Below are 686 nucleotides of genomic sequence, written 5' to 3'. Positions count from 1 at the left end.
GGTCTATTGTATGATACAGGGCATATTTCTGTTTCAGATGGTGAATACTTACCGCTTTTGAAAGCTCATATTGATCGTATCGTTCATGTTCATTTCAAAGACGTACGAAGAGACAAGGAAAAAGACAGCCGTGAAAGAGGGTTAACTTTCCAACAATCATTTTTGAATGGAATGTTTACAGTACCTGGTGATGGGTACTTAGATTTTAAACCAGTATTTAAAGAATTGGTTGAACATAATTACAAGGGTTGGATTATTGTTGAAGCCGAGCAAGATCCAGAAAAAGCTAATCCGCTTGAAATGGCACAAAAAGCACATAAATATATGTTTGATAATTTGGTTTCAGAATACTAAGACGAAAAGGAGTTTTTAATTATGACTACAAAAGTTGGCGTTATCGGAATGGGCTTTATCGGAGCAGATCACTTAGAACGACTTACTAAAACAATTGCAAATGTTGAAGTAACAGCTGTTTGTGATATTGTACCTGGGAAAGCACAAAAAGTGTTGGATGAACAAGGGTTGAAAGCAAAAGATTATGCTGATTACCATGATGTGATTAATGATCCTAATGTTGAAGTTATTGTTTGTACAGCGAGCAATGAAGCGCACTATGAAATAGTAATGGCAGCATTGAAAGCTGGAAAATTTACTTTCTGTGAAAAGCCATTAGCTTTGGATGCAAA

2 protein-coding genes are annotated in these 686 nt (G+C 35.7%); both read left to right on the top strand.

Annotated elements, in window-relative coordinates; all coding sequences use genetic code 11:
* Window positions 1–354 (top strand): TIM barrel protein (locus LB941_RS12310; RefSeq protein WP_253362273.1); only part of this gene is annotated, 354 nt, incomplete at its 5' end.
* A gap of 21 nt (window positions 355–375) precedes the next feature.
* Window positions 376–686, top strand: a 311-nt coding sequence (locus tag LB941_RS12305; protein WP_253362272.1) for a Gfo/Idh/MocA family protein, incomplete at its 3' end; no start/stop codon positions are given.

The organism is Ligilactobacillus ubinensis (assembly GCF_024160875.1).
Classification (GTDB): Bacteria; Bacillota; Bacilli; order Lactobacillales; family Lactobacillaceae; genus Ligilactobacillus; species Ligilactobacillus ubinensis.
The sequence above is the reverse complement of the archived record's forward strand: the minus strand, read 5'-3'. Positions and strand labels throughout refer to the sequence as shown.